This window comes from Saccharibacillus sp. O23 (assembly GCF_002205895.1).
Taxonomy (GTDB): Bacteria; Bacillota; Bacilli; order Paenibacillales; family Paenibacillaceae; genus Saccharibacillus.
This window is the reverse complement of record NZ_NJDE01000011.1, coordinates 66,329-90,455: the sequence shown is the minus strand read 5'-3', so window position 1 is coordinate 90,455 and position 24,127 is coordinate 66,329. Positions and strand designations below refer to the sequence as shown.

At 56.6% G+C, this 24,127-nt stretch carries 27 protein-coding genes; 25 read left to right on the top strand and 2 right to left on the bottom strand.

What is annotated here, in order from left to right; all coding sequences use genetic code 11:
- Positions 1-63: 63 nt before the first annotated feature.
- A complete protein-coding gene (serA, locus tag CDO73_RS16220) occupies positions 64-1,650 on the bottom strand; it encodes a phosphoglycerate dehydrogenase (RefSeq protein WP_088489572.1) in 1,587 nt (528 codons plus the stop codon).
- Between the two features lie 796 nt (positions 1,651-2,446).
- Here serA and CDO73_RS16215 point away from each other — a divergent pair.
- The 3 genes from CDO73_RS16215 to CDO73_RS16210 are packed head-to-tail and all read left to right on the top strand — an operon-like array spanning position 2,447 to position 4,307.
- Positions 2,447-3,037 (top strand): type II CAAX endopeptidase family protein, encoded by a 591-nt coding sequence (locus CDO73_RS16215; protein ID WP_088489571.1) that lies wholly within the window; start codon positions 2,447-2,449, stop codon positions 3,035-3,037.
- Positions 3,034-3,474, top strand: coding sequence for a hypothetical protein (locus CDO73_RS26800; RefSeq protein ID WP_179218723.1), 441 nt, complete (start codon positions 3,034-3,036; stop codon positions 3,472-3,474). The genes CDO73_RS16215 and CDO73_RS26800 overlap by 4 nt, the downstream gene beginning before the upstream one ends.
- The gene (locus tag CDO73_RS16210; RefSeq protein WP_179218722.1) at positions 3,465-4,307 is read left to right on the top strand and encodes a metallophosphoesterase; all 843 of its coding nucleotides are present in this window, start codon (positions 3,465-3,467) and stop codon (positions 4,305-4,307) included. The genes CDO73_RS26800 and CDO73_RS16210 overlap by 10 nt, the downstream gene beginning before the upstream one ends.
- A 165-nt stretch (positions 4,308-4,472) precedes the next feature.
- Here CDO73_RS16210 and CDO73_RS16205 read toward each other — a convergent pair whose 3' ends face one another.
- Entirely contained in the window at positions 4,473-5,453 is a 981-nt protein-coding gene (locus CDO73_RS16205) for a polysaccharide deacetylase family protein (RefSeq protein ID WP_088489569.1), read from the bottom strand.
- A 289-nt stretch (positions 5,454-5,742) separates the two neighbouring features.
- Here CDO73_RS16205 and CDO73_RS16200 point away from each other — a divergent pair, with 289 nt between their 5' ends.
- The 22 genes from CDO73_RS16200 (at position 5,743) to aroH (ending at position 24,064) form a co-directional block, all read left to right on the top strand.
- Positions 5,743-6,354 carry a genetic competence negative regulator gene (locus CDO73_RS16200; RefSeq protein WP_088489568.1) on the top strand — a complete coding sequence of 204 codons (612 nt, stop codon included), beginning with the start codon at positions 5,743-5,745 and terminating at the stop codon, positions 6,352-6,354.
- A 112-nt stretch (positions 6,355-6,466) separates the two neighbouring features.
- Positions 6,467-7,213, top strand: coding sequence for a glutamic-type intramembrane protease PrsW (gene prsW / locus CDO73_RS16195; protein WP_088489567.1), 747 nt, complete (start codon positions 6,467-6,469; stop codon positions 7,211-7,213).
- Positions 7,214-7,418: 205 nt separating this feature from the next.
- Positions 7,419-8,060, top strand: coding sequence for a flagellar brake protein (locus tag CDO73_RS16190; RefSeq protein ID WP_088489566.1), 642 nt, complete (start codon positions 7,419-7,421; stop codon positions 8,058-8,060).
- 179 nt (positions 8,061-8,239) lie between these two features.
- Positions 8,240-8,944, top strand: coding sequence for a (d)CMP kinase (cmk, locus tag CDO73_RS16185; protein WP_088489565.1), 705 nt, complete (start codon positions 8,240-8,242; stop codon positions 8,942-8,944).
- An 84-nt stretch (positions 8,945-9,028) separates the two neighbouring features.
- Entirely contained in the window at positions 9,029-10,315 is a 1,287-nt protein-coding gene (gene rpsA / locus CDO73_RS16180) for a 30S ribosomal protein S1 (RefSeq protein ID WP_088489564.1), read from the top strand.
- 211 nt (positions 10,316-10,526) lie between these two features.
- A complete protein-coding gene (gene der, locus CDO73_RS16175) occupies positions 10,527-11,855 on the top strand; it encodes a ribosome biogenesis GTPase Der (protein ID WP_088489563.1) in 1,329 nt (442 codons plus the stop codon).
- Between the two features lie 60 nt (positions 11,856-11,915).
- Positions 11,916-12,554, top strand: a complete 639-nt coding sequence (plsY, locus tag CDO73_RS16170; RefSeq protein WP_088489562.1) for a glycerol-3-phosphate 1-O-acyltransferase PlsY — start codon at positions 11,916-11,918, stop codon at positions 12,552-12,554.
- Positions 12,547-13,587 carry an NAD(P)H-dependent glycerol-3-phosphate dehydrogenase gene (locus CDO73_RS16165; protein WP_088489561.1) on the top strand — a complete coding sequence of 347 codons (1,041 nt, stop codon included), beginning with the start codon at positions 12,547-12,549 and terminating at the stop codon, positions 13,585-13,587. Before plsY ends, CDO73_RS16165 begins: the two co-directional genes overlap by 8 nt.
- A gap of 33 nt (positions 13,588-13,620) precedes the next feature.
- On the top strand, positions 13,621-13,986 hold the full coding sequence (locus CDO73_RS16160; protein ID WP_088489560.1) for a 2Fe-2S iron-sulfur cluster-binding protein: 366 nt from the start codon (positions 13,621-13,623) through the stop codon (positions 13,984-13,986).
- Positions 13,987-14,114: 128 nt separating this feature from the next.
- Positions 14,115-14,387 carry an HU family DNA-binding protein gene (locus tag CDO73_RS16155; RefSeq protein ID WP_087797046.1) on the top strand — a complete coding sequence of 91 codons (273 nt, stop codon included), beginning with the start codon at positions 14,115-14,117 and terminating at the stop codon, positions 14,385-14,387.
- 244 nt (positions 14,388-14,631) lie between these two features.
- On the top strand, positions 14,632-14,856 hold the full coding sequence (gene mtrB, locus CDO73_RS16150; protein WP_088489559.1) for a trp RNA-binding attenuation protein MtrB: 225 nt from the start codon (positions 14,632-14,634) through the stop codon (positions 14,854-14,856).
- Between the two features lie 94 nt (positions 14,857-14,950).
- Positions 14,951-15,742, top strand: coding sequence for a heptaprenyl diphosphate synthase component 1 (locus tag CDO73_RS16145; RefSeq protein ID WP_088489558.1), 792 nt, complete (start codon positions 14,951-14,953; stop codon positions 15,740-15,742).
- Complete coding sequence (locus CDO73_RS16140) at positions 15,742-16,458, top strand: demethylmenaquinone methyltransferase (RefSeq protein WP_088489557.1); 717 nt, start codon at positions 15,742-15,744, stop codon at positions 16,456-16,458. Before CDO73_RS16145 ends, CDO73_RS16140 begins: the two co-directional genes overlap by 1 nt.
- Before the next feature lies 1 nt (position 16,459).
- The gene (locus tag CDO73_RS16135; protein ID WP_088489556.1) at positions 16,460-17,329 is read left to right on the top strand and encodes a UbiA-like polyprenyltransferase; all 870 of its coding nucleotides are present in this window, start codon (positions 16,460-16,462) and stop codon (positions 17,327-17,329) included.
- Complete coding sequence (locus CDO73_RS16130) at positions 17,329-17,943, top strand: UbiX family flavin prenyltransferase (RefSeq protein ID WP_088489555.1); 615 nt, start codon at positions 17,329-17,331, stop codon at positions 17,941-17,943. The genes CDO73_RS16135 and CDO73_RS16130 overlap by 1 nt, the downstream gene beginning before the upstream one ends.
- Positions 17,940-18,800 carry a menaquinone biosynthetic enzyme MqnA/MqnD family protein gene (locus CDO73_RS16125; protein WP_256972720.1) on the top strand — a complete coding sequence of 287 codons (861 nt, stop codon included), beginning with the start codon at positions 17,940-17,942 and terminating at the stop codon, positions 18,798-18,800. Before CDO73_RS16130 ends, CDO73_RS16125 begins: the two co-directional genes overlap by 4 nt.
- Positions 18,797-19,771 (top strand): polyprenyl synthetase family protein, encoded by a 975-nt coding sequence (locus CDO73_RS16120; protein WP_088489553.1) that lies wholly within the window; start codon positions 18,797-18,799, stop codon positions 19,769-19,771. The genes CDO73_RS16125 and CDO73_RS16120 overlap by 4 nt, the downstream gene beginning before the upstream one ends.
- Before the next feature lie 134 nt (positions 19,772-19,905).
- Positions 19,906-20,349, top strand: coding sequence for a nucleoside-diphosphate kinase (ndk, locus tag CDO73_RS16115; protein WP_088489552.1), 444 nt, complete (start codon positions 19,906-19,908; stop codon positions 20,347-20,349).
- A complete protein-coding gene (locus tag CDO73_RS16110; protein ID WP_088489551.1) occupies positions 20,340-21,167 on the top strand; it encodes a CheR family methyltransferase in 828 nt (275 codons plus the stop codon). Before ndk ends, CDO73_RS16110 begins: the two co-directional genes overlap by 10 nt.
- 230 nt (positions 21,168-21,397) lie before the next feature.
- The gene (aroC, locus tag CDO73_RS16105; RefSeq protein ID WP_088489550.1) at positions 21,398-22,567 is read left to right on the top strand and encodes a chorismate synthase; all 1,170 of its coding nucleotides are present in this window, start codon (positions 21,398-21,400) and stop codon (positions 22,565-22,567) included.
- 13 nt (positions 22,568-22,580) lie between these two features.
- The gene (gene aroB / locus CDO73_RS16100) at positions 22,581-23,684 is read left to right on the top strand and encodes a 3-dehydroquinate synthase (protein ID WP_088489601.1); all 1,104 of its coding nucleotides are present in this window, start codon (positions 22,581-22,583) and stop codon (positions 23,682-23,684) included.
- Entirely contained in the window at positions 23,684-24,064 is a 381-nt protein-coding gene (gene aroH / locus CDO73_RS16095; protein WP_088489600.1) for a chorismate mutase, read from the top strand. The genes aroB and aroH overlap by 1 nt, the downstream gene beginning before the upstream one ends.
- Positions 24,065-24,127: the final 63 nt, after the last annotated feature.

Genomic DNA, 24,127 nt, shown 5'->3' with positions numbered 1-24,127 from the left:
AAATCCGGTCGTTCCTCTCGATCGAACAGTTGAATATCCGATCGAAGATCGGGACATTCAACCTTACAGCGTGATTTCCTGCGCCGAGTTGATCGCCGGCAGGGCGACCAGCTCCGCGATCACGTTCTTCGGCACTTCTTTGTCGACGCTCAGCAGCATGACCGCTTCGCCGCCTACGACTTTACGGCCGACCTGCATCGTCGCGATATTGACGTCGTTGCGGCCGAGCAGGGTGCCCATGCTGCCGATGATGCCCGGTTGGTCATTGTGCGAGATGAGCAGCAGATGGTTGTCCGGAGCCGAGTCGATCGGGAAGTCGTTGACCTGCACGATCCGTTCGCCGTAACCGTACAGGAGCGTTCCCGCTACCGAACGTTCGGTGTTGTCTTGCTCGACCAGCGTGACCGTGATCAGGTTGGTAAAGCCTTTGGTTGCCGACGAGCTGCTGACCTGCACGTTCAAGTCGCGGACTTTGGCGAGATGCAGCGCGTTGACGATATTGACGTCGCCGTCCAGATGGCGGGTCAGAATGCCTTTGACGATATAACGGGTCAGCGGCTGCGTATCGACTTCCGACAGATCGCCGGCATAATCGATGCGGATCGCTTTGACCGCGGCGTTCGTCGTTTGCGAAGCGAAACGTCCGAGCTTCTCGCCGATCGAGAAGTAAGGCTGAAGCTTGTTCATGACGCTGCTGGCGACCGGCGGCATGTTGACGGCGTTCTTGAACGGCTCGTCGCGCAGAATGTGCAGCACTTGTTCCGATACGTCGATCGCTACGTTTTCTTGGGCTTCGACGGTCGAAGCGCCCAAGTGCGGAGTCACGATGATTTTCGGATTGTTCAGGAACGGGTGGTCGGGAGCCGGCGGTTCTTGTTCGAATACGTCGAACGCTGCGCCTGCCACGATGCCCTGTTCGATCGCTTCGACCAGCGCCGCTTCGTCTACCACGCCGCCGCGGGCACAGTTGATGATCCGCATGCCTTTTTTCATTACGGCGAATTGGGCGGTCGAGATCATATGTTTCGTTTCCGGCGTGAGCGGGGTATGAACGGTCATGAAATCGGCGTTCTTGACGATGTCGTCGACGCTCGACAGTTTAACGCCCAATTTCTCCGCGCGTTCTTCGGTCAAGAACGGATCGTAGCCCAGAATGTCCATGCCGAACGCTTTGGCGCGTTTCGCCACTTCGCTGCCGATGCGGCCCATGCCGAGCACGCCGAGCTTCTTGTTGCGCAGTTCCACGCCGAGGAATTTGCGGTCCCATTGTCCGCCGACGGTCTTGGCGTAAGCCTGAGGAATATGCCGGGCGAGCGCCATCATCATGGCGAAGGCGTGTTCGCAGGTCGTGATCGTGTTGCCGTCCGGCGCGTTGATGACGATGATGCCGCGGCCGGTTGCCGCGGGAAGATCGATATTGTCGACGCCGACGCCCGCGCGTCCGACGACTTTGAGGCGGGAACCCGCGTTCATGATCGCTTCGGTGACTTTCGTTTGGCTGCGCACGAGCAGCGCGTCGTATTCGCCGATGATTTCGATCAATTCGGCTTCGGAAAGTCCTGTCTTTTTGTCCACTTGCACATCTGCCGCTTCTACCAACTGTTGAATGCCCAGATCGCTGATCGGATCCGATACCAATACTTTAAACATCGTCTTGTTTCCTCCCTTATTCGTTACGCTGTAGGCTTCGACTTCCTATTGTTCCAAGAACGTCTTCCGCGGCTGCGGGACGTCCGAAAAACCGGTGCTGCGAATCGAGAAAATGACATAAATGCGTTATTGCAATAACGGAAAGACGCGTTGATCGAGCAGAGGACAGACCTGAGCCGAAACATCGGGTTCGCAAGATGCCCGCAAAAAAGACTCCCGTCCTCATACCGCTGGCGCGGTAAAGGGACGAGAGTCTCGCGGTGCCACCCTAATTCGCCGGGTCCTTGCGGACGTCGGCCTTAGCGGGTCGAAAGTTTCGACCCTTCACGGTAACGGCGTGACACCGGCTGCGCCTACGCCGCATGGCTGCGGGTCGGGCAGACGCTCGGGAGCGCTCGGGACGAAGACGCATTACCGGTTCGCACCGACCACCGGTTCTCTGCATATGCGCGTTTCGTTCGTTCTCCTTCAAAGCGTTTCGCTCAGGTTGAATTTTTTCATACTTTAACATAAGGTTACATCGGGTGTCAACGGGTAAAATAAATTCGGGATTTACGAACGATGGTCAAAAATATAAGCGTTTTGTTTTTGATAAAAGTGAAAATTCCGATCATTGTATTTAAAAAGGTGGATCGGCGTACGTATTTTCCGGACAAAAATCCCGGGCCGCCGGACACGGTCCGAAAGGGCCAAATCCGCTTTCGAAAAAGGTCCGAACTTGATTAAGCGTTCCGATTTCGTTATCATTTTAATAGGTTTTACGCTATCTAAATTGTAGCTACTGAGGAACGAAACCATGACGAACAAGAACGAGAACGAACGCCGGCGCGGTCCCGTCCAAATGACGGATCGTCTGCTGCTGGCGAATCTGTACCTCACCCAGGGGCTTACGTTGCTGGTCGGGACGGTCTGGATCTTGCTGCAGGGCCGTAATCCGCTGCGATTGCTGGAGTTTCCGTCAGGATGGAACTTTCTTTACTGGGGTGCCGGATTGGCCGTCGTCATGTTTTTCGTCGACTTTTTGATGACGGTCTGGGGCCGCGAAGAAGACATGGACGACGGCGGAATCAACGCGATGTTGTTTCGCGATCGTCCGCTATGGCATATTTTCGCGATTGCCGCGATCGTGTCCATATGCGAAGAACTTTTGTTTCGAGGAGCTTTGCAGTATCACCTCGGCCCGTATTGGACAAGCATTTTGTTTGCGGTTATCCATATCCGTTACCTTCGGCATTGGCTGCCGACGGCTTGGGTATTCGCGAGCAGTTACGGGCTTGGCTGGATCTATGTGCAGTCGGGCACGTTGTGGGCGCCGATCGTCTGCCATTTCCTGATCGATTTCATCTCGGGCATCATGATTAAACGGAGGGAACAGAAGGAACGATGAGCGAACGTTTAAGCCGCATGGATCGGCATCCAAGTACCAAAAAAAAGCGCCGCAAGCGTCAGACATTCAAGCAGGAATGGCAGGAGAACCAGCGGAGGCTGTCGGATACGACGGTTCTTCGGCTGTCGGTTCCGGAGAACCGCTCGGTTCTGTCCGAACCGGAGCTTTCGCCGCCGACCGTTTCCGAGAGCGTCTCTGCGGGTTATCGCACCGAACCCCGCAGGGAAGCCCCTCTCCGAACGGTCTCCGCGACGGAAGCCGAGCAAGAACAAGAGGAAGGCGAAGAGCTGCCGCCGCGCAGCGTTCTGTATCCTTCGGGACGGATTCGGCTGACCAAGTGGTTCTACGAAACGTTGATCCTGCTGTTCTTGATCCTGCTCGGGACGCTGCTGTGGTGGGGGACCCAGACGACAGGAGTGAAGTGGCCATGGCAATAAAATTCGGTTGGAAACAAGCGCTCGCCGCCGCGGCGGGCGTTGCCGCGGGCGTGGGCGTACATATGGTGAAAGAAGCGATGGCGTTCCGCGTCGAGCATGAAGACGTGCATATTCCGGGACTGCCGCCCGAGTTCGACGGTTACCGCGTCTATTTCATCGCGGATATCCATCGCAGGGCGCTTCCCGAAGCGGAAATCGCCGCGCTGCTGGGCAAAGTCGATATCGTCTGGATCGCGGGCGATCTGACCGATCGCGGCGTGCCGGAAGAACGGACCCGGGCGAATATGCGCATGCTGCGCAAGCTCGGACCGGCTTATGCCGTATACGGCAATCACGATTACGAAGCGTATATGCCGAATATGGAGAAGCTCGATCGCCTGCTCGAAGAATGCGCGGTCAAGCCGCTGGGCAGCAAGAACGTGCCGCTTCATCGCAACGGAAGCACCATCTGGCTGGCGGGCATCGACGATCTGGGACCGGCGGGAATGTGGCGCGGCGATCCGCGCATCCGCCGCGAAGACTGCGTGCTCGTGCTGATGCACGATCCCAAATGGGTGGTGGCGCTGCGGCGCATCTCCGCCAATTACGCGTTCGCGGGCCATACGCACGGGGGACAGATCAGCCTGCCGCTGGTCGGCCCGGCAGCCTCCAAGCCGTTCTACAAGACTTATCTGGACGGCACGCATTTCATCGATTCCGAAGACGGCGGGATGACGGGGCTGCGTATCACGCGCGGCATCGGCACGAGCCATTTCCCGCTGCGTCTCGGTTCGCCGGCGGAGACGCATCTGCTTACGCTGCGCAGCGCGCCGAAGATGGAAGGAACGCGCTGAAGAGTCGAACCGAAGCGCGGGCTGCCGCGAACGATAGGCGTTCGCGCGGCGGTCGACCCGGCACGCCAAAAGCCAAAAAAGAGCCGTCCCGGCCGGGACGGCTCTTTTTTGCGTATTAACAGGGCTGAAGTTCGAAGCGCCGCCTTGCGATCCGCGCGGATCGATCTAAGGCTGCTTGGTCGTATCGATGCTTCGCGGATCGACGAAGCCGTAGCCTTTGGCTTCGAGCTTGGTCAGCAGGTCGTCGAGCGCTTCGACGGTCCAAGGCAGTTCGTGCATGAGAATGTTGCTGCCCGAATGAAGTTGGTCGAACACGTTGTCCACGACCGCTTTCGGATCGTTTTTGTTCACCCAATCGAGCGAGCCGACCGACCACGTCATGTACAGCAGACCGTTTTCTTTGGCGATCTGATGCGCGTAGTCGTTGCCTGCCGCATTCGGCGGGCGGAAGAACTTCGGCGTCTCGCCGATCGTTTGCTCGACGATTTTCTGAACGTCTTCGATCTGCTGCTTGATTTTCTCGTTGCTTTGTTTGTTCAAATAAATGTGATCGTAACTGTGGTTGCCCACGATGCCGCCGCGTTCTTGAATCAGTTTCAGCAGCTCGGGATGTTCTTTGACCCGATAGCCGTTGACGAAGAAGATCGCTTTGGCGTTGTGTTTGTCGAGGGTATCGAACAGCCCGTTGATCATCTCGGCTTCTTTGGGGCCGTCGTCGAACGTGAGCAGGACGACTTTTTTCGGAGCCGTGCTGCCTTCGTTCGGCACGATGTCGTAATTGCCGTTCATATGATATTCGACCGGAACCTGAGCGGCGTTCGCCGCGGACTGATCTTTGCCGGAAGCGTCGGTTTCTTCCGTCGTTCCCGCTTGCGTCGAATCCGCGCTTTTGTCGGGAGCGGACGCATCGGTTTCGGTATCCGTCGTCGCTGCCGGATCGGCCGCGGTTTCTTCTCCCGCCGCAGGTTGTTCCTCGTTCGCCGAATCGTCGGCTTTCGCTTCGCCCGCTGCCGGAGCTTTGTCCGCAGTTTTCGTATCCGAAGCGGTTTGCCCGGTTTCCGGCGTTTTCGCCGTTTCGGCTTCGTTCCCGCAAGCGCCGAGCACGAGGCCCGCAGCCAGCCAGAACATGGCCGTCTTTTTCCACATCTTCCATCCATCTCGCTTTCTGTCTTATCGTTTGTCGTGCCGCTTGCTTGGCGAGGAATTTCTTTAAACCGCTTATGTAACGTTTCAAAGTTTAGCACAATTTACCTTGCATTTGCGGCACATAACGGGATTGTAACCTTTTCATATTATCCTGAAACCTTTCAGGTAAGCGAATCCGGACGTGCATTTGCGGAAAAGAAGTGATAACATAAATATGTGGTTATATAATATAAAACGCGCCACTTAGGATGACCTTTCCAAAAAACGACTCCAAAAGGAGGGTCCTGTCGTGAAAATTGAACGATTAAGTCAGGATAAGATTCGTATCTTCCTCACATCCGATGATCTCAATGAACGAGGCATCCAACGGGAGGATATGTGGCAGGAAATTCCGAGAGTCCACGATCTGTTTACCGAAATGATGGATCAGGCCTATACCGAACTCGGTTTCGACGCGACCGGCCCTCTTGCCGTCGAAGTATTTGCGCTTCCCGCTCAGGGGATGGTGGTCGTCGTGACCAAAGGCAAATACGATCCGCTCCATTCGGATACGGGAGACGAAGAAATGCCGGATGAAGTCTATGAAATGGAAGTGACTATGGAGGCAAGCGACACGATCGTTTACTCCTTCCACGATATCGAACCGTTGATCGAAGCCGCGCATGTCCTGCGCGATCGAGCCGCCGACCAAGGTTCGCTGTACCATTATAAAAATGCTTGGTTCCTGCATTTTTCCGCGGAGGATCTCGACGATTCGCTGCACGATTCCCTGATCGCGGTGCTTGCCGAGTTCGGCAGCTCGTCGCCGGTTACCTTAGCGGTGCTTCAAGAGTACGGCAAGGTCGTCATGGCGGAACGGGCCGTGGCTCAGATCTGCACGCATTTCGAACGCAGGGCGTGACGCCTGCCTGCGAGAAACAACGCCGTCCCGAGCGTTCGGGACGGCCGTTTCCGTTTATTCGGCGGCAGCAATCCATTCATTTCGCCGTAATCGGGCGGGAAAGGGGGACGCTTTGCTTGTTTTGACGGTTCTCGTCGCGGCCATTACGCCGGGCGTGGCATTGCTTTTCTATTTTTATCTCAAAGACAAATACGATGCCGAACCTTTACATATGGTGGTTCGGATGTTTCTGCTCGGCGTTCTGGTCGTGTTTCCGATCATGATCGTCCAGCAGGGGCTGATCAGAGGAATCGGAGACAATCCTTACGTGTTCGCGTTCGGCATTTCGTCGGGCGTCGAAGAAGCGTTCAAATGGTTCGTGTTGTATCATTTCATTTATCATCATACCGAATTCGACGAACCTTACGACGGCATCTTGTACGCGGTAGCCGTATCGCTCGGATTCGCGACGCTCGAAAATATCATTTACGCGTTCACGCTGAAAGCTTCTTTTGCTTCCATGCTGCTGCGCGGACTGCTGCCGGTCTCCGGCCATGCGATGTTCGGCGTGGTGATGGGCTACTACATGGGACGGGCCAAATTCGCTTCCCTGTCTTCGCAGAGGAAAAAATTTTTGGCGCTTTCGCTCGTCATGCCGCTGATTTGGCACGGAATCTACGATGTCATCCTCAACACGTCCGGCCATTACTGGCTGTGGTACATCGTTCCGTTCATGGTGCTGATGTGGTACGGAGGCATGGACAAGGTGGTCAAAGCGAACAATCGCTCTCCGTTTCGTTTTTTGAAAAAGGAAGAGCCGCCCGCGCGAGCCAGGAACGAATCGGCGTCGTCCGTCTTGTCGAACAAAAAAGAAGCTTGAACAAAACGCGCGACGGCCGCGGAAAAACGAAAACGGATCGAACAGGAAGCTGGGGACGACCTTCGTCCTAAGCTTCCTTGTTTGATTTTTGGGCGATTCGGCTCACAAGGCTATTTTCGCATGGTATACTGATGAGGCCGGACGGAAGCAAGAAGCGCAAGGCCGCACGGTAGTTCACGCACAACGAAGGCGGGCGATCAAAAAGATGTATCCAAAAACCAACGACATGCTGTTTATGCAGCCCGTATCGATGGAAGCCAATTCCGAAAACGAACATCGTTCCCGGATTTCGGAGATCGAAGAAAATGCGCTGCTTATCGAACTCCCGATCCGTGCCGGTCGAATGACGCGCATGCGTCTCGGCGAGGAACTTTCCGTCTATCACGTGACGGAAGACGGGGTCAAATATTATTTCACTTCCCACGTGCTCGGGTATCAAGACGACGCGATCCCGCTTATGCGAATCAGCAAGCCGCTTCCTGAAGAAATTTCGAAAGTGCAAAGACGGCATTATTTGCGCGTTCCGGCCCAGGTCGAAATCGCGGTCAAGTCGCCCGAATTCCATTTCACCGCGTTGACCTCGGATCTGAGCGGCGGAGGATTGTCTTTCGTGACGGGGGCGAACGAACGCATCGAAGAAAAAATGCAGGTGAACGGCTGGATTCTGCTGACTTACAAAAGCGGAAGCATCGACCACGTGCCTTTCGACGGCGAAGTTCTGCGGGTCAAAGAACCGGGCACCGGGCGCAACACGGTCAGCGTGCATTTTACCCGGATCGTCGATACGGAACGTCAGAAAGTCATTCGGTACTGCTTCGAACGACAATTGGATTTCCGCAATCGCTGAATTCGGCCGTTTTCGGATCCGCTGTCATTCGGCCGCAGGCCTGTTTTCGCGCTCATTCGCGTACGTTTTGCAAATTGGCTTTTCTTGTGCTATAATTTTATTGTCGCAGGCCCAGCCTGCTTTTTTATTGATTGAGAAGCTTACCCGCTGGGTAGGCCGTTTTGAGGAGGAATGCCCCCTTGTCCAGTTCTAACGGGGAACGGGAGTTCAGAATCAACATCGCGATCGACGGACCTGCCGGCGCGGGCAAAAGCACGGTTGCTCGCAAAGTCGCGTCCAAGCTTTCTTACGTCTATGTGGACACCGGGGCGATGTACCGGGCGGCGACATGGGACATGTTGCGGCAAGGGATCGAAGCCGAAGACGAGAGCGCGGTACTGAAGCGGCTGGAAAACATCGACATCGAACTGGTGCCGGGGGAAGAAGGCCAGCGAGTACGCTTGTCCGGAGAAGACGTGACGAACGAGATTCGTTCGCTCGCCGTCAGCCGGACGGTTTCCCGATATGCGCAAATCGAGGGGCTGCGTGCGAAGTTATCCGGCGCACAGCGGCAAATGGCTTTGCGTAAAGGCGTCGTCATGGACGGACGCGACATCGGAACCACCGTCTTGCCGGACGCGGAAGTCAAGATTTTCATGACGGCTACCGCGGAAGAACGGGCGCGGCGCAGATTTCGGGAATTGCCGGAATCCGGCGAAGCCATTACGCTCGAACAGCTTGAACGCGAGATCGAACAACGGGACGAACTCGACCGCAATCGCGAAGTGTCTCCGCTCGTATGCGCGGACGACGCGACGGTGCTCGATACCACGAGCATGACGATCGACGAGGTAGCGGAGGCGATCGTGCTCCGGGCCGAACGCGAACTTTCTCTTTTGAAGTGAACGCAGGCCGAAGCAGCAAGTGTTTTGAACCCTGCGTACAGCGGGTTTAAATATGAGGGTTTTGAATCGAGGAGGGTATTGACCATGTCGGAAGAGACAAGAAATGAAGAAGTGGTAAACCAAGAAGTGAACGAAGAAACAGCAACGCAAGATCAACTGGAGCAAGTTGTCAGCGTAAGCAAAGGCAGCACGGTTACCGGTACGATCGTAAAATTGGACGATGACCAAGCTTATGTCAGCATTGGTTACAAATACGACGGCGTAATCTCGACGCGAGAGCTCGAAGAAGGCGCTAAAGTCGGCGACGAAGTCGTAGCCAAAGTTGTCAGCCTGAACGACAACAAAGAGCAAATGGTTCTGTCCAAACGCGAAATGCTCGGAGCGAAAGCTTGGGAGCAGCTCGAAGAAAAATTGGCGAACAAAGAGATCTTCGAAGTTACGATCACGGACGTTGTCAAAGGCGGAATCGTGACGGACGTCGGCGTACGCGCCTTCATCCCGGCTTCGATGGTCGAGCGTCATTTCGTTGAAGATTTCAGCGATTACAAAGGCCGCACGATCCGCGTTCGCGTCAAAGAACTGGACCGCGAAAACAACAAAGTGATCCTGTCCGCCAAAGACGTTCTCGAAGAAGAGTTCGAAGCCAACAAGCAAAAAGTAATGGCTGAACTTCAAGAAGGTCAAGTGATCGAAGGTAAAGTACAACGTCTGACTCAATTCGGCGCATTCGTCGATGTCGGCGGCGTAGACGGCCTGGTTCACGTTTCCGAAATGGCTTGGCACCACGTCGACAAACCGTCCGACGCGGTATCCGAAGGCGAATCGGTTAAAGTGAAAGTCCTGAAAGTCGATCCGGAAAAAGGCAAAATCAGCCTGAGCATCAAAGCGGCGACTCCGGGTCCTTGGGAAACGGCTTCCGAGAAATTCAACCAAGGCGACATCATCAGCGGCGAAGTTAAACGTCTCGTGCCTTTCGGTGCGTTCGTTGAAATCGCTCCTGGCGTAGAAGGTCTGGTTCACATCTCGCAGATCTCGCACAAACACATCGGCACGCCTCAGGAAGTTCTGCAAGAAGGACAAACGGTCCAAGTGAAAGTACTGGACGTTAACCCTTCGGAAAAACGCATCAGCCTGAGCATCAAAGAAACCGAAGAAGCTCCTGCCGGCGAAGAGCGTTCGGAAAGACCGGCAAGATCCGACCGTCCGGAAAGATCCGATCGTCCTTCCAAAGGCAACCGCGACAAAGGACCTCGCGTCGAAAAAATCGACAACCCTAACGTTTCTTTGAGCAATCAAAGCATGAACGTTTCGCTGGGCGAGCGTTTCGATCTGGCGGCACTGAAAGAAAAACTGGGCCAATCCGAGGAATAAGGGAAGCCTTAGTATAGCTACAAGCAAACGGCGGACCCGCTGCGGGTTCGCCGTTTGTGCCATATGAATGAAACCGCTGTTCGTACAGGCGGCGGAATGCTCTTTCGATAGAGCGACAGGAAACGGGGGCCGATCCAAACGGAAAGGTTTGGCCGTTTCTTGTCATGTAATCGGGAATGATCGGCTCAAGCCGACAAGGAGGAATAATCAAATGGCAAGATCGGTAGTAGCGATCGTCGGCAGGCCGAACGTAGGCAAATCGACGATCTTCAATCGGATCATCGGCGACCGGATGTCGATCGTCGAAGACAAGCCGGGCGTCACTCGCGACCGGATTTACGGCGTGGGCGAATGGAACGGCAGATCGTTCAGCATCATCGATACCGGCGGGATCGAATTGAACGACGAACAAATTCTCAAATCGATCAAAGCTCAAGCGGAACTGGCGATCGAAGAAGCGGACGTTATCATCTTCATGTGCGACGCCAAAGCCGGACTGACGCAATCGGACTCGGAAGTGGCGGAAATGCTGTACCGGTCTCAAAAGCCGATCGTTCTGGCGGTCAACAAGGTCGATAACATGAGCCGGATGGACGACACGTACGAATTTTACAATCTGGGACTCGGCGATCCGATCGGCGTCTCCGGCGCTCACGGCAGCGGCGTAGGCGATCTGCTGGACGCGGTTGTAGAAAACCTGCCGCCCGAAAGCGCGGACGAGCAGTACGACGAAGACGTCATCCGCGTCGCGCTGATCGGCCGGCCGAACGTCGGCAAATCTTCGCTCGTTAACGCGCTGCTCGGCGAGCAGCGGGTCATCGTCAGCGACGTGGCGGGCACGACGCGCGACGCGATCGATACCGAGTTCGAACGCGACGGGCAGCGTTATGTCCTGATCGATACGGCGGGCATGCGCAAACGCGGCAAAGTCTACGAGAACTTGGAGAAATACAGCGTCATGCGCGCGATGCGCGCGATCGAACGCGCCGACGTGGTGGCCGTGGTCATCAACGGCGAAGAAGGCATCATCGAACAGGACAAGCATATCGCGGGTTACGCGCTCGAAGCCGGCAAAGCTTCCGTGTTCGTGGTCAATAAATGGGATGCCGTCGAGAAAGACGACAAGACCATGCATCAATTCGAACAGAAGATCCGCGAACATTTCTTGTTCATGACCTATGCGCCGGTCGTCTTCTTGTCGGCGCTTACGGGACAGCGCGTCCAAAAATTGCTGCCGGTCGTCAATCGCGCGGCAGAACAGCATTCCCGCCGGATTCCGACCGGTCTGCTGAACGACGTGATCTCCGATGCCGTGGCGATCAATTCGCCTCCGACGGACAAAGGACGCCGCATGCGGATCAACTATGCAACGCAGGTAGCCGTCAAGCCGCCGACCATCGTTATTTTCGTCAATGCGCCTGAACTGATGCACTTCTCTTACGAGCGTTATCTGGAGAATAAAATCCGGGCAGCTTTCGACTTCGAAGGAACGCCGATCCGTATCTTCACCAGACGCAAGACCGAAGAAAAAGAAGGTTAAACGAACCTTCCGGCAGTTCGGAAGAGAAGAAAAGTTCTGTTGCGCGAAGGGGAGCGAACCATGTTATTATCGGGAATTGCGATCGTAGTCGCCTATCTGCTCGGCTCGGTCAGCTTCAGCGTATTATTCGCAAGATTGTTTAAAGGCATCGATATTCGCAATCACGGCAGCGGCAACGCCGGAGCGACCAATACGCTGCGCGTGCTCGGCAAAGGGCCGGCGATTCTGGTGCTGGTGCTGGACATCTGCAAAGGCATATTGGCCGTATGGTTGGGCCGCTGGCTCGCGCCGGATTACGATTGGACGCCGGCGCTTGCCGGATTGGCCGCGGTAATCGGACACAACTGGCCGCTGTATTTCCATTTCAAAGGCGGCAAAGGCATCGCCACGACCATCGGGATGCTGGCGACGCTCTGTTTCTTCCCGGCTCTGTGGGCCGGCATCATCGGTATCTTGTCGATCGTGCTGACGCGTTACGTCTCGCTCGGCTCGCTGCTGTTCGTGACGTTGACGCCGGTGTTCCTGATCGTCTACGATCTGGCCGGTTGGCATGATTTCGGCGCTGCGGTACTGGTCGTCAGCATCGTGATCTGGGCATTGGCCGTATGGCGGCATCGCGGCAACTTGGTCAAACTGAAGAACGGAACGGAGAACAAGCTGGGCTCGAAGTCCGGCGGGAAGGAGCGCAGCCTTGGCTAAAAAAGTATGCGTATTGGTAGCCGGCAGTTGGGGAACGGCGTTGGCCATGGTATTGGCCGATAACGGTCACGACGTTCGACTGTGGGCGCGCAGCGAACAACAGGTGACGGAAATCAATGAACGGCGCGAAAATTCGCGCTTCCTGCCCGGCGTTCGCCTGCCGGAAGGACTGCATGCTACGACCGATATGGAAGAAGCCGTCAAAGACGCCGAAGCGGTGATTCTGGCGTCTCCTTCGAAAGCGATGCGCGAAGTCGCCCATGCGCTTCGGGCGTATTGGCATCCGGAGATGCTCTGCATCCATGCGACCAAAGGGATGGAGATCGATACGCTGAAGCGGATGTCGACGGTGATCGCCGAAGAATTGGGCTGCGACGAGACGAAGATCGGCGTCATCTGCGGGCCCAGCCATGCGGAGGAAGTCGCGCGGCGTCGCCCCACGACGATCGTGGTCGCTTCCGCCAACGAGGAAGAAGCGCAGCGCGCGCAGAATCTGCTGATGAACGCTTATTTCCGCGTCTACACGAACCGCGACGTGCTCGGCGCGGAATTGGCCGGCGCGTTCAAGAACATCATCGCGCTCGGCGCAGGGATGTCGGACGGTCTGGAGTACGGCGATAACGCGAAAGCGGCGCTGTTGACCCGCGGATTGGCCGAAATCACGCGCGTCGGAACCGAAATGGGCGCGAACCCGCTGACGTTCTCCGGCCTTGCCGGAGTCGGAGACCTGGTCGTGACGGCGACCAGCAAGCACAGCCGGAACTGGAGAGCGGGATACATGCTCGGCCAAGGCAAGCCTTTGCAAGAAGTGCTCGATTCGATGGGCATGGTCGTGGAAGGCATTCGCACGACGGATGCCGCGCATCGAATTTCGCAGAAACACAACGTGCAGATGCCGATCGCGGAGCAGTTGTACCACGTACTGTTCGAAGGACTCGATCCTAAGACGGCTGTCGAAGCGCTGATGGGACGCGGCCCGAAAACGGAAATGGAATTGATTTCGCAAGAAACGTGGGAACAATGGCATACCTGAGTTTCGAGCGGCGAAGCGGAGGAGGACGCGGTGATGCCGGCAGACAAGCATGAAGTGTCGTTCCTGCCGCACGGCAAGAAGATCGAAGTCCGATCGGGCACCACGCTGCTTGCGGCGGCCCGCGCGGCCGGCGTGTCCATTCCGGTCCGCTGCGAAGGCAAAATGGGCTGCTTGATGTGCAAAGTTACGGTGGACCCTTCGGAAAACGGCGTTCTGCCTCCTTCCGAAGGAGAACGCCGCAAGCTCGGCGGAAGTCTTGACGAAGGAGTCCGGCTTGCCTGTCAGGCCAAAGTCTGCGGAACCGTCGCGGCGGTCGTTCCGGAAGACCGTTTGAAACGCGCGATCCGACTGCAATTGGAGCGGCAGAACCAAGAAGACGAAGACTTTCGGCTTTCATGAAACGCTTGAAATTATAAGGCTGGTGTATTACTATAGGTGTGTTGCCTCAAGGCTTGTTTCAAGTGTTAAGCCTTTTCGGCGGGCCCTCGGAAGAGTGCCAGGTATGATTGTAACGGGAGGTGAAACGCATGAACAAATCTGACCTGATCAGCCAGGTAGCAGAGGCATCGGAGCTTGGAAAAAAGGAAGCAACCAAAGCGGTTGAAGCTGTTTTCGAAGCAATTTCCGCAGCTCTGCAAAACGGCGAGAAAGTACAACTCGTCGGATTCGGTAACTTCGAGATTCGCGAACGTTCCGCCCGCAAAGGACGCAACCCGCAAACCGGCGAAGAGATCGAAATCCCGGCAAGCAAGATTCCTGCTTTTAAACCAGGCAAAGCCCTGAAAGACGGAATTAAATAAAATCTACATAATCCTTCGGGATTGAAGATTTTCAAGAGCGCGAACATGCGCGCGAGAGCCGTGAATAATATATTCACGGCCTTTTTCTTGTCCGCGTAAGGCGACGGGAGCGGCGGTTGACAACCCATTCTCCATTTGCCATCATTAATAGACTGTATTTTCGATTGATCGGGATCGAACGGGAAGAGAAGTAATCTCGTTCGACCAGGATCGAACGAGGCACAAAGATAAGGGAGGAACGATAGTGGAAAATTCGGAAAAAGCCGATTATGTCGTGATCAAGGCGCACGAAAACGGCGTCCATGTCATCGGGCTGACGAGAGGCCAAGATACGCGTTTTCATCATACGGAGAAGCTGGATAAAGGAGAAGTATTGATCGCGCAGTTCACGGATCATACCTCCGCCATCAAGGTGCGCGGCAAAGCGACGGTCTTCACCAAACACGGCAATATCGAGACCGAAAGCTGAACGTTTGCGTTAGTTGTTTGAAGAAGCGTATGCTATAATAGAAAAGATTGTGACAAAAATAGCGTTCAAAGTTGGAAAAGTCGGAGGCCTATAGATGAAACCCTACTGCGTACCGGAGAAAACCGAAAAATATACCGGCTATGACATGATCCGGAAGCATACGGACATTCCGGCGCTTCCGGATGCTCGCCTGCGGCTGCTGCATGCTTTTCTGGAAGCTTCCGATTCGGCCGACGGCAGCGAAGTCTTCGGCACGGTGACCGCGCTGCTTCAGACCGGGCTCGATATTCATGACCGGGTCGAGCCGGGCGACGACAGCGAAGAAGAGCAGGCTATGCGTTCGCGTCAGCTCAAAGTGTTGGCCGGCGATTATTACAGCAGCCGTTTCTACGAGCTGCTGGCCGCCGCGGGAGAAATCGACATGATCGCGGAGCTAAGCCGGGCCATCGCGGACGTCAATCGCGGCAAGATGGAATTGTATCAGCGCATGCAGGGCGCGAACGCGCCTGAGCTGACGCGCTATCTGAGCGACTTGGCGGACATCAAGGTGCGGTTGTTCCGCAGTTTCGACCGTCGGATCGGAAGCGAACGGCTTCCGCATTGGCGGGAACTGCTCCGGCTGGTCGGACTGTGCGAAGCGGCGGCGGAAGAATTGGCTGCCGTAAGCGGGGGAGCCGACTACTCGGGCACGACCTTCCGCGACACGGAGCCGCTTAGCGAAGACGGCTCTTCGGGACGCGAACTGATCGGGCTGCTGCGCGATTGGGCGCAGCAGCTTCAAGCGGCAATCGAAGCGCTGCCCGCCGGGATCGACCGGAGCGGGCTTCGTCCGCTGGCCGCAGGCTTCGCCGCCGCGGCCGAAGCGAAAGGCGAGGTGATGGGATAATGGCGGATTCGTCGAAACCGAAAGAAGAATACGTTCATGACGTCTTTCAGCAGATTGCGCCGAAATATGATCGGATGAACAATATTATCAGCTTTAACCGGCACAAAGCGTGGCGCAAGTTCGCGATGCGCAAGATGGCCGTTTCGCCGGGAGACAGCGCGATCGACTTGTGCTGCGGCACCTGCGATTGGACCATCAGCCTGGCGGAAGCGAGCCGAGGCGGAGCCGTCACGGGACTCGATTTCAGCCAAGCGATGCTGGATGTCGGCCGGCAGAAATTGAAAGTCGCGCCTTACGGAGATCGGATCACGTTGGTTCAGGGCAACGCGATGGAACTGCCGTATGCCGATAACTCGTTCGATTACGCGACCATCGGTTTCGGGCTTCGCAACGTGCCGGATCTGGTTCAAGTGCTTAACGAAATGCGCCGCGTGGTCAAACCGGGCGGCATGGTGGTCTGCCTCGAAGTATCCAAACCGACGACCCAGCCGTTCAAAGGGTTGTATTATTTTTATTTCGACCGCATCCTGCCGCTGTTCGGCAAGCTTTTCGCGAAGAGCTACGAACAGTACAAATGGCTGCCGGAATCGCTCAAGCCGTTTCCGGGCCGCAAAGAATTGGCCGATATTTTCCGTCAGGTCGGCCTGCAGCAGGTCGAAGATTATCCGCTGACCGGCGGAGTCGCCGCGCTGCATATCGGAATTAAGGAGAAATAGCATGTTCGGGAAAATCCGCGTCTTTTTGGAAATGATCAAGATTGAACACACTTTATTCGCGCTTCCTTTCGCTTTTATGGGAATGCTGCTCGGCTCCGTGGTCATTAACGGACACCTGCCTTCCTGGGCGCAGGCCGGCTGGATCCTGCTCGCCATGATCGGGGCGCGAAGCGCGGCCATGGGCATGAACCGCCTGATCGACCGTTACATCGACGCGAAGAATCCCCGTACGGAAAAACGCGCTATACCGGCCGGCCTGCTCAAAACGAGCGAGGTGGTCGTGTTCGTCGTCGTCTTCTTCGGTTTGTTCTTGTGGGCGACGCTCGAACTGTCCCGTTTCGCGCTTCAGCTGTTCCCGATCGCGGCGATTCTGATCGTTGCTTATTCGTATACGAAGCGCTTCACTTGGCTGTGCCACGTCGTGCTGGGCGCCACGATCGCGCTCGCGCCGCTGGGCGGTTGGGCGGCCGTGACGGACAGTTTCAGCTGGTCGTCGCTCGTTTTCTATATCGCGATCGTGTTCTGGACTTCGGGCTTCGACGTGATCTATGCCTGCGACGACATCGATTTCGATCGCCGGGAAGGCATTTACTCTATTCCGAGCCGTTTCGGGCTTGAAAAAGCGCTGAAGATCGCCCAAGGTTTCCACGTCGTGACGGCGATCGGCCTGATCGCGCTGGCGTTCATTACGCCGCTCGGCTGGTGGTACGCGGCGGGCGTCGTGATTGCCTGCTCGATCTTGTTCTACCAGCACCGCATCGTCAAACCGAGCGACCTCAGCCGCGTGCAGACCGCGTTCTTCACGATGAACAGCTGGCTCAGCGGCATCGTCTTCGTATTCACTTTGATCGATTTGGCGGTGAAATATTGATGAGCGAACTTGCGGGAGCCGGCAGGCACTGGGTCGTAGGCATCACCGGCGCCAGCGGCAGCATTTACGGCGTCCGGCTGGCGGAAGAACTGCTGGATGCAGGGTTCACGGTGCATCTGGTCGTCTCCAACGCGGGTTGGCGGGTGCTCAAAGAAGAGCTGGATTTCGACGCTTCGAGCCGGGAAGCCATGCTGGACAACCGGTTCGGCGGCCGCGCGGGCCGTCTGGTATACCATCCGGTAGCGGATATCGGGGCTTCGATCGCCAGCGGTTCTTTCCGGGCCGAAGGCATGATCGTGATCCCCTGTTCGATGGGGACGTTGTCCGCGATCGCTCACGGTTCTTCGGACAACCTGATGACCCGGGCGGCCGACGTCATGCTCAAAGAAAGCCGTCCGTTAGTGCTGGTTCCGAGAGAAACCCCGCTGCATGCGATCCATTTGGAAAATATGCTGAAGCTGTCGCGGCTCGGGGTAAAAATGGTACCGGCGATGCCGGCTTTTTACCATCGACCTCGCACTTTAGAAGAAATCGTCGATTTTTTGGTCGGCAAAGTGTTGGACAGTGTTGGAATCGAACATCGTTTGTTTAAAAGATGGGGGGAGGAAACGTGAGTGGGAGCGAGCATCTGCGACTCGGACGCATCCTCTATACCAACGTTTGGCCGGTATACCATTATTTCGATCCGTCTTCGCTGAGCTTTCCGGCGACGACGCGCACCGAAGTTCCGGCCGTATTGAACCGCATGCTGCTGCAAGGGGAACTGGATATGAGTCCGGTCTCTTCTTTTGCGTATGGCATGGCTTCGTCCGACTTTTTGCTGCTGCCGGATCTGTCGGTCAGCGCCGACGGCGCGGTGAAGTCGATTCTGTGTTTCTCCCGCAAGCCGTTCGCGGAAGCGGTAAAAGGCAAGATCGCGCTGACCAACACGTCGGCTACCTCGGTCAATCTGATGAAGATCATCGCGGAGAAAGCTTACGGAGCGCGGCCGGAATATATCAGCTGCGAACCGGATCTGGAAGAGATGCTGAAGCATGCCGACGCGGCGTTGTTGATCGGCGATCACGCGATCCGCGCCGATTGGGCGAATACGGAATACGCGGTAACCGATCTGGGCGAAGAATGGAAAAAGTGGACGGGACACAGCATGACCTTTGCCGTGTGGACCGTCTCGAAAAAAGCGGCCGAGCGTCATCCGGCTTGGATCGGCGAATTGGCCGCCGCGCTTGCCGCGAGCAAACGCCGAAGCTTGGAAGATTTGACGCCGGTAGCGCAGGAAGCGACGGAAAAGCTCGGGGGCGAGCTCGCGTACTGGCAGGACTATTTCGCCAATCTGCGACATGACTTGACCCCGGAACGTTTGGAAGGACTGCGTCTTTATTTCCGCCATGCTTGGGAAATGGGCCTGCTGCCGAAGCAGGCGGAAATCGGAATTTGGACCAACAATACGGAGATACGGGTGAACGAATGAAACGAATGGAGATCTTCGGAACGTTAAAAAAAGATATGGACGCCGTCGAACGCTCGTTATATGCCTGCATCGAAAGCGAAAGCGCGTCGCTCGGCGAAGCCGCCATGCACCTGCTCAAAGCAGGGGGCAAACGTCTTCGTCCGGCTTTCGTGCTGCTGGGCGGGAAGTTCGGCACTTACGAACTGGAACGTTTGCAGAAAGTCGCCGTTCCGCTCGAATTGATCCATATGGCTTCGCTCGTTCATGACGACGTGATCGACAACGCGCAGACGCGCCGCGGACAATTGACGGTCAAAGCCAAATGGGACAACCGGATCGCGATGTACACCGGCGATTATATCTATGCCAAAGCGCTGGAGATGGTCGCGGGCTTGGAAGATCCGCGCATTCACCGGATCTTGGCCAAAGCGATGGTCGAGATGTCGATCGGCGAGATGGAGCAGATCCGCGACTTTTTCAACACGGGTCAGAGCATTCGCCGGTATTTGCTTCGGATTCGCCGCAAAACGGCGCTGCTGATCGCGGTGAGCTGCCAGTTGGGCGCGCTTGCGGCCGGAGCTTCCGTCGAAGTCGCCCGCGAACTGTACAATTACGGGTACAACGTCGGCATGGCTTTCCAGATCCGCGACGATCTGCTCGATCTGTGCGGAACGGAGAAACAAATCGGCAAGCCGCCGGGCAGCGATATCCGTCAAGGAAACATCACGATTCCGGTGCTGTATGCTTTGCAGGAAGAAAATTTGCGCGATTCGCTCTTGAGCGAAATCGGACGTATCCACGAAGCCAACGGCCGCACGGAAGTGCGGGCCGCCGTATCGATGATCACCGGCAGTCCGGGCGTCGCGCGCGCGGAAGAACTGGCCGACCGGTATACGCAGAAAGCGTTGGCCGCGTTGGACCGTCTTCCCGATATCCGGGCGCGCCGCCATCTGCGGGATATCGCGCTGTTCGTATCGCGCCGCACGTATTGAAAACGAGGAGGATTCCGAGGAATCCTCCTTTTTTTCTGCAAAAACATGCAGGATTATGACAGCTTCGCGTATAACCTATAAAAAGCAGTCGACTCAGCCGATAAAAATCATATGCCGAAAGTGGGAGATTGACGATGGAACGTACTTTTTTGATGGTTAAACCCGACGGAGTACAACGCGGATTGATCGGACGGATTATCAGCCGTTTTGAAGATAAAGGCTTCAAGCTGGTTGCGGGCAAATTCATGCAAATTTCCGAAGAGCAGGCGAAACGCCATTATGCCGAGCACGAAGGCAAACCGTTCTTCGGGGAACTGGTGGAGTTCATCACGTCCGGTCCGGTATTCGCGATGGTCTGGGAAGGCGACGACGTGATCGCGCTTTCGCGGACGGTCATGGGCAAGACCAAAGTCACCGAAGCGCTGCCCGGCACGATCCGGGGAGATTTTGCGGCTCACACGCCGTTCAACCTCATTCACGGATCGGACGGGCCGGAGAGCGCGGCACGGGAAATCGCCAATTTCTTCACGGAAGCGGAACAGCTTGATTACGATAAGGCGGTGGCGCGATGGATCTGACCAGAAGCGGTACGGGACGCGACGAAGTATCGGTCCCGGGAAGCGACCCGGACTACACGGGATTTATTAAAAGCGTAAATGCGAGCACGGGAATCGATTTGTCCCAATACAAGGAAGCCCAGATGAAACGTCGTTTGACGACGCTGCGCGGCAAACACGGTTACAGCACGTTCGCCCAGTTCTTCGAAGCGATGAAAAAGGATAAAAACCTGTTCTACGAATTCTTGGATCGGATGACCATCAACGTCTCCGAATTCTGGCGCAACCCGAACCGTTGGGAAGTCCTGCGCGATACGATCATTCCGGAACTGCGCGCGGGCGGCAAAAAAGGCTTGAAAGTATGGAGCGCGGCCTGTTCGACCGGCGAAGAACCGTATACGATCGCTATGGTTCTCGACGGTCACGGAATTCTGGGCGATTCGAAGTTGGTCGCGGCGGATCTCGACGAAGGCGCATTGGCCAAAGCCAAACAAGGCCAGTATCTGGAGCGTTCGCTCAAAGACGTGCCGCCGAAAGTGGCGGAGAAGTATTTCAAAGCGGACGGCCTCATGTACAAAGTAGACGACAAGCTCAAACGTGCCGTCAACTTCCAGAAGATGAACCTGCTGACCGACAAGTTCGACGACGGTTACGATCTGATCGTATGCCGCAACGTCATGATCTATTTTACGGAAGAAGCCAAATCGGCTCTCTACCATAAATTCGCGTCCAGCCTGCGCAAAGGCGGCGTCTTGTTCGTCGGCAGCACGGAGCAGATCTTCTCGCCGGGACAATACGGCTTGGAGCCGTGCGATACGTTCTTCTACAGAAAAGTCTAAAGGCTTCGACTCGGTCGAAGTCCGGTTTCGGAAGCCGTCGAGGCCCGCGTCATGCGGGTTTCGGCGGCTTTTTGCGCGGCGTCGCAGCCAGGAAGAAATCAGAAAACCGAGGCAACGCTGACGCAAAATGTAAAGGTGCTTGGACAAGAAGCAGGCAGATGGTATAATGGGCGAAGACATTTACGGATTTTAGCCGTTTACAGTTTAAAAGTTTAAAGGGGGAACGCATCATGAGTTTACGTTACTTGACCGCCGGGGAGACCCACGGCCCGCAGTTGACCGCGATCGTCGAAGGGATGCCGAGCAATCTGCGAATCGATTTCGAGGCGTTGAATTTCCAACTGCTGCGCAGACAAAAGGGATACGGTCGAGGCCGTCGCATGCAGATCGAGCGGGATACCGCCGATATCGTGGGCGGCGTTCGCCACGGGCAAACGACGGGCGCTCCGATCGCCCTGATCGTCGCCAACAACGACTGGAAACACTGGACCAAGATCATGAACGTCGAGCCGATCGAAGGCACCGACGAAGAGAAACGCCGCGTGCATCGCCCGCGTCCGGGTCATGCCGACCTGAACGGCGGACTCAAATACGATCTGAAAGACCTTCGCAACGTGCTGGAACGTTCCAGCGCCCGCGAAACGGCGGTTCGCGTCGCCGTCGGCGCTCTGGCGCGCCAACTGCTCGCCAACTTCGGCATCAAGATCGGCGGACAAGTGCTGCGCATCGGCGAGATCGAAGCGCCGGCGAACAATCTGCCGCTCGAAGAGCTGATCGAACGTACGGAAGCTTCTTCGGTGCGCGTCGTGGACGAAGAAACCGAGAAGAAGATGGAAGCTTATATCGATTTGATCAAAAAAGAAGGCGATTCGGTCGGCGGGGTCGTCGAATGCATCGTTGAAGGCGTGCCGATCGGACTCGGCAGCCACGTGCAGTACGACCGCAAGCTCGACGCGCGCATCGCGCAGGCCGTCGTCTCGATCAACGCGTTCAAAGGCGTGGAGATCGGCATCGGCTTCGAAGCCGGACAGCTTCGCGGTTCGCAGGTGCACGACGAGATTCTCTACAGCGAAGAAACGGGCTACACGCGCGCATCGAACCGCCTCGGCGGCTTCGAAGGCGGCATGACCAACGGCATGCCGATCGTCGTGCGCGGCGTGATGAAGCCGATCCCGACGCTGTACAAACCGCTGCGCAGCGTGGATATCGACACGAAGGAACCGTTCAACGCCCAAGTGGAACGTTCCGATGCCTGCGCCGTTCCGGCGGCCAGCGTCGTGCTGGAAAGCGTCGTGGCTTGGGAAGTCGCCAAAGCCTTCTTGGAAAAGTTCGGCGGAGACTCCATGGAGGAGATCAAAGCGAACTACGAAAACTACAAGCGCCAATTGGAGAATTACTAAGATGGGCGCGACGATACGAACGCTGACGGTCGAACTGGGCGAACGGTCGTATCCGATCGTGATCGGCGGAGGCCTGCTGGATCGGGCGGCCGAGTATTTGCGGGAAGCCGGAGTGCCGGACAAAAGCCCGCTGATGATCGTTACCGACGATAACGTGGCGCCGCTCTATCTCGGCAAGTTGGAATCGGCGCTGACCGCCGGAGGGTACCGCGTCGTCAGCGCGGTCGTTCCGGCCGGCGAACCGTCCAAATCGCTGACGGTCTACAACGATCTGATCACGCAGGCGATCGAAGCCGGATTGGACCGGTCCTCCTCGATTCTGGCGCTCGGCGGCGGCGTGGTCGGCGATCTGGCCGGTTATGTCGCCGGCACGTACATGCGCGGAATCCGTTTCGTGCAGGTGCCGACGACCATTCTCGCGCATGACAGCAGCGTAGGCGGCAAGGTGGCGGTCAACCACCCGCTCGCCAAAAACATGATCGGCGTATTCCATCAGCCGGAACTCGTGCTCTACGACGTGGACACGCTGTCCACGCTTCCGCCGCGCGAAGTGCGCGCGGGGCTCGCGGAGATGGTCAAGCACGGTTTGATCTGGGACCGCGGGTTCGCCGAATGGTGCGAAGATCATGCGGAGAATCTGCTTGCGCTCGAACATGAAGCTTTGATCTACGGTTTGGAGCGGGGGTGCGCGATCAAAGCGCAGATCGTCTCGCGCGACGAACGGGAGAACGATCTGCGGGCGATCTTGAATCTCGGGCATACCCTCGGTCATGCGATCGAAGCGGTGGCGGGGTACGGACGCTTCCTGCACGGAGAAGCGATCGCCGTCGGAATGGCCGCCGCGGCGCTGCTGGGCGAAGAACGAGGCGGCGAGACCGGACTGTACGGCCAGACGATGCTGATGCTGCGGGCGCTGGAACTGCCCGTGACGCTTCCGGAGGATATCGATACGGAAGCGTTGATGGCCGCCATGCAGCGCGACAAGAAGTTCCGGGAAGGCAAGATGGTCTATATCGTGCCGACGGAGCTGGGCCGCGTGGAGATCGCAAACGACGTGGAAGCGGACGACGTTCGCGATATCATCGAACGGCTGAAAGAAAAGGGGGAATCATCTTGATCTACAACCGAGGCATTCGCGGAGCGACGACCGTCGAACAGAACGATCGGGAAGAGATTTATGCCGCGACCGAAGAATTGGTCGCGGAGATGATCGAACGCAACGGCATCGATCCGGAAACGGTCAGCAACGTCTGGATCACGGTCACGCACGATCTGAACGCCGCTTTTCCGGCAGTCGCCGTAAGGAAGCGCCAAGGCTGGGATTTCGTGCCGCTGATGTGCGCGCTGGAAGTGCCGGTCGAAGGCAGCCTGCCGCGCTGCATCCGGTTGATGATTCAAGTCAATACGGAGAAAAGCCAACGCGAGATCGAGCACGTCTATCAGCGCGGCGCGACCGTGCTTCGTCCGGATCTGGCCCGCCGGCCGAGCTCGATTTAAGCCATTCGATTGGAACGGGCGCTTGCTATCCGCCCGGCGATCGGGTATAGTAGGGAACAAAGT

Bases quoted from the DNA above. Each gene is read 5' to 3' on its own strand.
- CDO73_RS16190 (WP_088489566.1), top strand. From the start codon at position 7,419: ATGTATCCAAAAACCAACGACATGCTGTTTATGCAGCCCGTATCGATG.
- der (WP_088489563.1), top strand. From the start codon at position 10,527: ATGGCAAGATCGGTAGTAGCGATCGTCGGCAGGCCGAACGTAGGCAAA.
- CDO73_RS16155 (WP_087797046.1), top strand. From the start codon at position 14,115: ATGAACAAATCTGACCTGATCAGCCAGGTAGCAGAGGCATCGGAGCTT.
- CDO73_RS26800 (WP_179218723.1), top strand. From the start codon at position 3,034: ATGAGCGAACGTTTAAGCCGCATGGATCGGCATCCAAGTACCAAAAAA.
- serA (WP_088489572.1), bottom strand. From the start codon at position 1,650: ATGTTTAAAGTATTGGTATCGGATCCGATCAGCGATCTGGGCATTCAA.
- plsY (WP_088489562.1), top strand. From the start codon at position 11,916: ATGTTATTATCGGGAATTGCGATCGTAGTCGCCTATCTGCTCGGCTCG.
- rpsA (WP_088489564.1), top strand. From the start codon at position 9,029: ATGTCGGAAGAGACAAGAAATGAAGAAGTGGTAAACCAAGAAGTGAAC.
- CDO73_RS16210 (WP_179218722.1), top strand. From the start codon at position 3,465: ATGGCAATAAAATTCGGTTGGAAACAAGCGCTCGCCGCCGCGGCGGGC.
- CDO73_RS16205 (WP_088489569.1), bottom strand. From the start codon at position 5,453: ATGTGGAAAAAGACGGCCATGTTCTGGCTGGCTGCGGGCCTCGTGCTC.
- CDO73_RS16215 (WP_088489571.1), top strand. From the start codon at position 2,447: ATGACGAACAAGAACGAGAACGAACGCCGGCGCGGTCCCGTCCAAATG.
- CDO73_RS16140 (WP_088489557.1), top strand. From the start codon at position 15,742: ATGGCGGATTCGTCGAAACCGAAAGAAGAATACGTTCATGACGTCTTT.
- ndk (WP_088489552.1), top strand. From the start codon at position 19,906: ATGGAACGTACTTTTTTGATGGTTAAACCCGACGGAGTACAACGCGGA.
- CDO73_RS16160 (WP_088489560.1), top strand. From the start codon at position 13,621: ATGCCGGCAGACAAGCATGAAGTGTCGTTCCTGCCGCACGGCAAGAAG.
- CDO73_RS16120 (WP_088489553.1), top strand. From the start codon at position 18,797: ATGAAACGAATGGAGATCTTCGGAACGTTAAAAAAAGATATGGACGCC.
- aroC (WP_088489550.1), top strand. From the start codon at position 21,398: ATGAGTTTACGTTACTTGACCGCCGGGGAGACCCACGGCCCGCAGTTG.
- CDO73_RS16130 (WP_088489555.1), top strand. From the start codon at position 17,329: ATGAGCGAACTTGCGGGAGCCGGCAGGCACTGGGTCGTAGGCATCACC.
- CDO73_RS16145 (WP_088489558.1), top strand. From the start codon at position 14,951: ATGAAACCCTACTGCGTACCGGAGAAAACCGAAAAATATACCGGCTAT.
- CDO73_RS16110 (WP_088489551.1), top strand. From the start codon at position 20,340: ATGGATCTGACCAGAAGCGGTACGGGACGCGACGAAGTATCGGTCCCG.
- CDO73_RS16135 (WP_088489556.1), top strand. From the start codon at position 16,460: ATGTTCGGGAAAATCCGCGTCTTTTTGGAAATGATCAAGATTGAACAC.